Annotated in this window: 2 protein-coding genes; both read right to left on the bottom strand. The window is 53.1% G+C overall.

Going from position 1 to position 6,830, the window contains the following annotated elements; genetic code table 11:
* Positions 1-5,639, bottom strand: a 5,639-nt coding sequence (locus KPG66_RS14595; protein ID WP_237071271.1) for a non-ribosomal peptide synthetase, incomplete at its 3' end; no start/stop codon positions are given.
* Between the two features lie 222 nt (positions 5,640-5,861).
* A complete protein-coding gene (locus KPG66_RS14590) occupies positions 5,862-6,824 on the bottom strand; it encodes a methyltransferase (RefSeq protein WP_013428391.1) in 963 nt (320 codons plus the stop codon).
* Positions 6,825-6,830: the final 6 nt, after the last annotated feature.

The following is a 6,830-nucleotide window of genomic DNA, read 5'->3' as shown; positions in this document are numbered from 1 at the left end:
GCCACGCCTGCACCACCGATATACAGCTCACCGACCGCGCCCAACGGCACTGGTTGGCTGTGCGCGTTTAAAATATAGAGCCGTGTGTTGGCTAGCGGACGACCAATCGCACGCCAACTGCCATCCTCATCTGTGACCTCGTGTATCGTAGCGGCAATCGTCGTTTCAGTGGGGCCATACGCGTTTAACAAGCGTGGCCGATAGCCCGAGCAAGAAAACCACGCATTGTGTGCCGATGCACTTAAGGCGTCGCCACCAATCAGAATTGCGCGCACACTGTCTGCAACGGAAGCCTTTTCCTGGACTAGCTGCGCCCAAAACTGAACCGGTAAGTCGACTACGCTCAAGCGGTTGGCCTTGCAAAGCTTCCAAAACTGCTGGCCTTCGGTCAGCCATGCCTTTGTACTCAGTACTACAGTGGCGCCATGCGTTAAAAAAGTAAAGATTTCCCCCACTGAAGTATCAAAAGACAGCGAGGAAAATTGCAGCATCCTATCTTGTACGGTCAGTTCAAGTGTTTGCGCCGCAGCCGTCACTAGATTCACAACGCTTCGATGCTCAACCATTACACCTTTTGGGGTGCCGGTCGAACCAGACGTGTAGATTACATATGCGAGGTGACGAGCAGTCAGACCGGGCACTTGTGGATTAGTATCGGGCAATGCTGGCAACACATTTGGATCGAGCACGGTGCAGGAGGCAAGCGCAGTGTCACCGAGCGCTGCGTAGCCCACTGCATCAGCCAGCACAATCGTTGGCGCGGAATCCGCAAGGATATAGGCAAGACGCTCGGCCGGATAGGTAGGGTCGAGCGGCACATAAGCGCCCCCGGCCTTCAGAATTGCGAGTAGCCCCACAACCATTGCTATAGAGCGTTCGACGCATATTGCCACCCGCGCATCGGACTGCACACCCCGCTCAATTAGCTGACGCGCGAGACGGTTAGCCTGCGCGTTCAGCTCCGCGTAGTTGACTGTCTTTTTATCGTATATTAGTGCAGTTGCGTCCGGTGCGTGCGCGGCTTGTGCTTCAAACAATTGGTGAATGCACAAATGGGCTGGATAATCCCGTTGTGTGGCGTTCCAACTTTGAAGCACAAGTTTGTTTTCTTCTGGCGCAAGCAGTTCAATCCTTGCCACCGATTGGCGTGCATCAGCGACCATCGCGTACAGCATCGTCTGTAAATAACCAACATGCCGTTCAATCGTAGAGCGGTCAAACAGCGCGGTACTGTACTCTAATTGCCCAATAATTGCGTCGCTGGTCTCTTGCAGGCTCAACTCGAGATCGAATTTGACCACATCACAGCTTGGCTCAACCGGCAGCACTTGCAGGCCAGGCAACTTCCATGCGGCGATGGCGTTTTGCTGCCACGCAAACATTACTTGAAATAGCGGCGTATGGTTTAGTCTTCGCGGCGGCTGCACAATTTCGACGACCTGCTCGAATGGCAAATCCTGGTGTACTTGTGCTTGCAACGTGCATTGCCGCGCGCGCGTGAGTAATTCAGTGATGTCCGGCTCACCCGATAAATCCATGCGCAACGCGAGCGTATTAACAAAAAATCCGATCAGCGGTTCGATCTGAGGGTGATTGCGGTTGGCGCTCGGTGTGCCGATAACCACATCATTCTGTCCCGACAGGCGTGACAGTACCGCCCCCCATGCGGCGAGCACCGTCATAAACAATGTCGTACCGTGCCTGTGGCTCATGCATTTAAGTGCATGCGTTGTTTCTGCGTCGATGCACACCGGCACATGCGCGCCGGCAAACGATTGCTGTGCGGGACGGTGCCGATCGGTGGGCAGCTCTAGCAACACCGGCGCCTCGGCCAGCACTCTACGCCAATAGTCACTTTGGTGCTGGAGTCGCTCATCGGACAACCATTGCCGTTGCCAGGCCGCATAGTCCGGATATTGGATGCTCAGCGGTGGCAGTGGATCGGCCTCACCGGCACAATAGGCGGCATAAAGTGCACTCAATTCTCGCACCAGCACGCCGAACGACCAGCCGTCCGACACAATATGATGTTGTGTGAGCAAGAACCGATGTTCGTCATCAGCAAGCTGCACCATCTGTGCGCGAATCAGCGGGCCATGCGCCAAATCGAACCGCGTCTGTGCTTCGTCGGCACTCAAGCGCGCCAGCCGCGTCTCGGCGTCGGGCACACCACGCCAATCATGCCAGAGCAACGGCAGGCCCACGTCGGGAGCCAGCAGTTGCACCTGTGGCTGGCCATCGACACTCACAAACGTCGAGCGCAACGCTTCATGACGCGCGAACAGCGCATTGAGCGCCTGCTGCCACGCGGTCTGATCGAGGGGCCCGCGCAAGCGCAGTGCGATCGGGATATGATAGGTGTAACTCACGCCGTCAAGTTGTGCGAGGAACCACAGTCGCTGCTGCGCGAACGACAACGGCAGACGGCCTTCGCGTGAGAGCGGCGTGATCTCGGGCAGTACATGGGAACTTTGGTGCAATTGCGCACTCATCACGGCCGCAAACGCAGCCAGCGTCGGTGATGCAAATAGGGACGCAAGTGGCACGTCAGCACCTAAGGTCCTTACCCGGTTCATCAGGCGCACCGCAAGCAGCGAATGGCCACCGAGCGCGAAGAAGCTGTCATGCCGCCCCACCCGTTCGACACCCAGCAACTCGGCCCAAATCGTCGCAAGCATCGTCTCCAGTTCGCCTTGCGGCACTTCATAGGCATGAAGCGCGAGCGCGTCGGCGTCTGGCTCAGGCAGCGCACGCCGATCGAGCTTGCCATTGGGCGTCAAAGGCAACGCATCCAAGCGCACGAACGCAGCCGGCACCATGTATTCAGGCAATCTGGCCGTCAAGTACGCGCGCAACACATGGGCGAGCCGGTGATCCGGTTTGGCCACCACGTACGCGACAAGCCGCTTATCCATCCCCTCGCCCAGCGCAAGCACTGCTGCTTCGCGTACCAATGGATGTCTAACCAGGCATGTTTTAATTTCGCCCAGCTCGATTCGAAGACCTCGAATCTTGATCTGATGGTCATTGCGTCCAAGGAACTCTAGATTACCGTCGGCTCGGTAACGAGCCAAGTCGCCCGTCTTATACATCCGAGCACCCTCACGATCGCTGAACGGATCGAGTAAGAAGCGCTCGGCAGTCAGGCCTGGGCAATTCATATAACCACGCACGACACTTGCGCCACTGATGTACAACTCGCCAGTCGCGCCAAGCGGCACCGGCTGACCGTGCTTATCCAGTAAGTAAAGCCGGTTATTAGCAATAGGCCGACCAATCGGAATATTTTCTTCCGAATACTCTGCTGGACAAGTCCAAGCCGCCACTCCAATCGTCGCTTCAGTTGGGCCGTACAAGTTATGCAGTTGTGCATGAGGCAAAAGACTTTGACAACGCCGGACATGTGTACTAGTGAGTGCTTCTCCAGTGCACAGCAGGCGTCTCACAGCGGTGCAGCGCTGCACACCGTCAGTAGAGAGAAACAGGCTGAGCATGGAAGGCACAAAATGAACCGTCGTGATGCGCTGCCGGATCATCAACTCTATTAGGGCAGACGGATCCCTATGGACACCGGGCGCTGCCACGACGAGGGTCGCGCCATTGAGCAACGTGCAAAAGCACTCCCAAACAGAGACATCAAAAGTAAAAGGCGCCTTTTGAAGGACACGATCGTCAGGTGTTAGTCCATAAGCTTGTTGCATCCAAACTGGATGGTTTGTTGACGCTTGATTTTTCTTTTGGGCGTCGTCTAGTTTTGCGACATCAAATAAATGGACAATTTGAGCATGCTCGACCATCACGCCCTTCGGCGTGCCGGTGGAGCCGGACGTATAAATCACATACGCAAGATGGTGAGCGGTCAACTCAGGCACCTGTGGATTGGTGGCCGCCCGTTCCGGCAGTATGTTTGGATCTAGTACGGTTAATGAGGCCAGAACCGTGTCGCCCAGGGCAGACTGGCCAGCCGTATCAGCTAACGCAATTGCCGGCGCGGTATCAGCGAGAATATGCGTGAGGCGCTCAGATGGATACGCGGGATCGAGCGGCACATACGCGCCGCCAGCCTTCAAAATCGCCAGCAGCCCCACCACCATTGCCGGCGAGCGCTCGGCACAAATGGCCACCCGCGCATCCGGCTTGACACCCAATTCAATGAGTTGATGCGCCAGACGGTTAGCCCGTGTATTAAGTTCCGCGTAGCTCAATGTCTGCTCTTCAAACACCAGCGCAATCGCGCCGGGCGTGCGCGTAACCTGTGCTTCGAACAGCTGGTGAATGCATAGATGAGCAGGATAATCGCATTCAGTCGCGTTCCACTCAACCAGCAATCGCTGCCGCTCCACAGCATCAAGCAGATCGATGCTATTGATCAGCTGCGCAGGGCTAGTGGCAAGCGTTTTCAGCAAATTAACAAAACAACGTTGGTGAGCAATGACCTCATCCGTTGTATAGCACGCTGGATTCGCATCAAAATCAATCCGAAGCATATGGTTATTCTCAAGTGTGTGAACTGCAACCATTAGATCGTCGGCTGGACCAAGAAGCAGGTTATGACTTTCTGATGCGTGCCCGCCAAAAGACAAATCGTAGTCAAACGGCATCACGTTGACTATGGTACTGAACAGCGGCTGGCCCGGTGCCAATTTAAGCTTACGCCGCAACGTTTCGCTTCGGTAGCGTTGATACTGAAGCCCACATTGAATCCCCCGCGCAGCCTGCTGTATCACTGATGACAGGTCCATGTCCGGTTTTACAGTCAACTGAATTGGCAGTATATTAGAGGCCATGCCGGGAACATGCTGGTCCACGCCAAAGCGTGCTTTTACTACAAAGCCCAATACGACGTTTTGTTCACCGGTTAAACGGCAAAGATAGGCTGCCAACGCAGCAAGGATGAAATGAGACAAACATCTTGGATTAGTCGCGCCGCTGCCGATTGACTTGCATGGAAGATAGGCTGTCTGACGTAGCCGATGCTGCACAGCGGGCGTGGACCGACTCGCTAATGTGGCCGGCTCAGTCCAATCTGTATAACGCTCGGACCAATACGCTTCATCGCGAGTCCATTGTTCGCAAGCGCGGTATTGAGCATCACTTTTTAACAATTGGAGTACAGACCCAAAAGGGCACGGCTCTGGCTCAACACCTTCACATATCGCGCTATACACGTGTGCGACGCGTTGTGCGATCAAGAAATAGCCATACCCATCCATTATGATATGGTGATATCGTTGGTACCATAGCACCTTCTCCGAGGTGATTTTTAGTAATGCGTAATGAAAAAGTGGGCCCTGTAAAATGTTTACTGGCTGTTCATAATCGGCACGCATCCACGCTTCAGCCGCCGCTTGCGGCTCCGCTTCTGCCCTAAAGTCGACCACCGACAGCGACCATGCTGGTGAACCGATATACTGCCGCAGACCTTCCTCACTTTCGACAAAGTGCAAATGCAGGCTATCTACTTCGGCGACTACCTGCCGCAACGCCACCTTGAAAAGAGCCAAATCAAAGCCACCGTGGATAACTGTATACTGCGCAATGTTATAGACAGGACTGTCTTCATGGAGCTGCTGAGCAAGCCAAATTTCTGTTTGTGCGGTGGATAACGGATGGGTGAGTGGAGCGGCGTAAGCAGGCATCAATGGCCTCCAATTTAGATAAAATTTTTACCCTATCTTGCCGCCTACCGAGTAAGCTAAGCGGTTACCACATACTATTAAAAAGGTGAAGCATTTCTAAAATCCAACAAATTAGAACAATGCCAGCATAGTGCATGCTAAACATAATTTCAATTATATTTTGTTCAATATACCCACAAATAGTTTTTCGGTATCCAAATAAAGTGAAAGCAATATTGATTGCTACACCCCAAGCGGGGTCGTCCAATCCTCATAAGTTTTACCGGCAACCTTTTCCGTGATGCTGCCGCGTTGTCCTTTTTTATATTTTAATATCAGCATATGGAGGTGCGTGACACCGTCATCGCGAGCAGTCTTTTTCATTTGAGCAATGACATCCTCGCCATATCCAAAAATAGTGTTAAACCTGTTGACAAAATCAGCATAGGAAATGGGCTGCCGATCTAGAATAACCTCAACTGCTAGACCCGGCAAATAGTTTTCGAGGACTTCATATAGCTTGAATGGCTTCTTCGCATCTCCTGGCGCCATCGTGACCAACTGAAGCGTGCCATCGTCTGTTAAGTGCTGGTCGATATTGGACAATATCTTTTCGACAAAATCCATCCCATAGATGTCGGCTGCAGAATTGACATAATACTCGATTCCGGGTGGCGTCGGCTCGAACGGAGGGTTAGAGCAAATAAAATCGAATTGCTTATCCTTGACGGATGCAAAAATATCCGAAGTGTTGCCCTCCCGAATATCGAAATTCTTATCGATATGGTTAAGGATGGCGTTGTGCCCAGCTAATATTTTTGCTCTTGGATTGACATCTAATCCAACACAGGATTTAGCGCCATTGAGTAGGCAAAAAATGCTCAATACGCCCGAGCCAACGCCGATGTCTAGGACGCTTGCCTGTTCTATATCCTCTGCGCAGGTGTAGTCCATGAAGAATAACTGTTCCGGCTGTATGGGAAGCACCTGATCAGCATGGGGATAGTGAAAGGCATCCGTCACGATCTTGATGGGATAGGGCGACGACAATGCGTGATTTGTCTCGTTTTGCCCATTCAAGCCGTGATGATGCATTGCCCGCCACTGGGTTATCGGCAAGCAGTCAGTTATCTGATGGTGGTTTGTCGCCTGATCCTGGTTTTTCGTGATGAAAAAAATACATTTCTCTTCGTTTGTGTGGCGCATGAGCGA

The sequence above is a fragment of the Mycetohabitans sp. B2 genome (genome assembly GCF_021733735.1).
Taxonomy (GTDB): domain Bacteria; phylum Pseudomonadota; class Gammaproteobacteria; order Burkholderiales; family Burkholderiaceae; genus Mycetohabitans; species Mycetohabitans rhizoxinica.
This window is presented reverse-complemented; position numbering and strand designations above follow the sequence as displayed.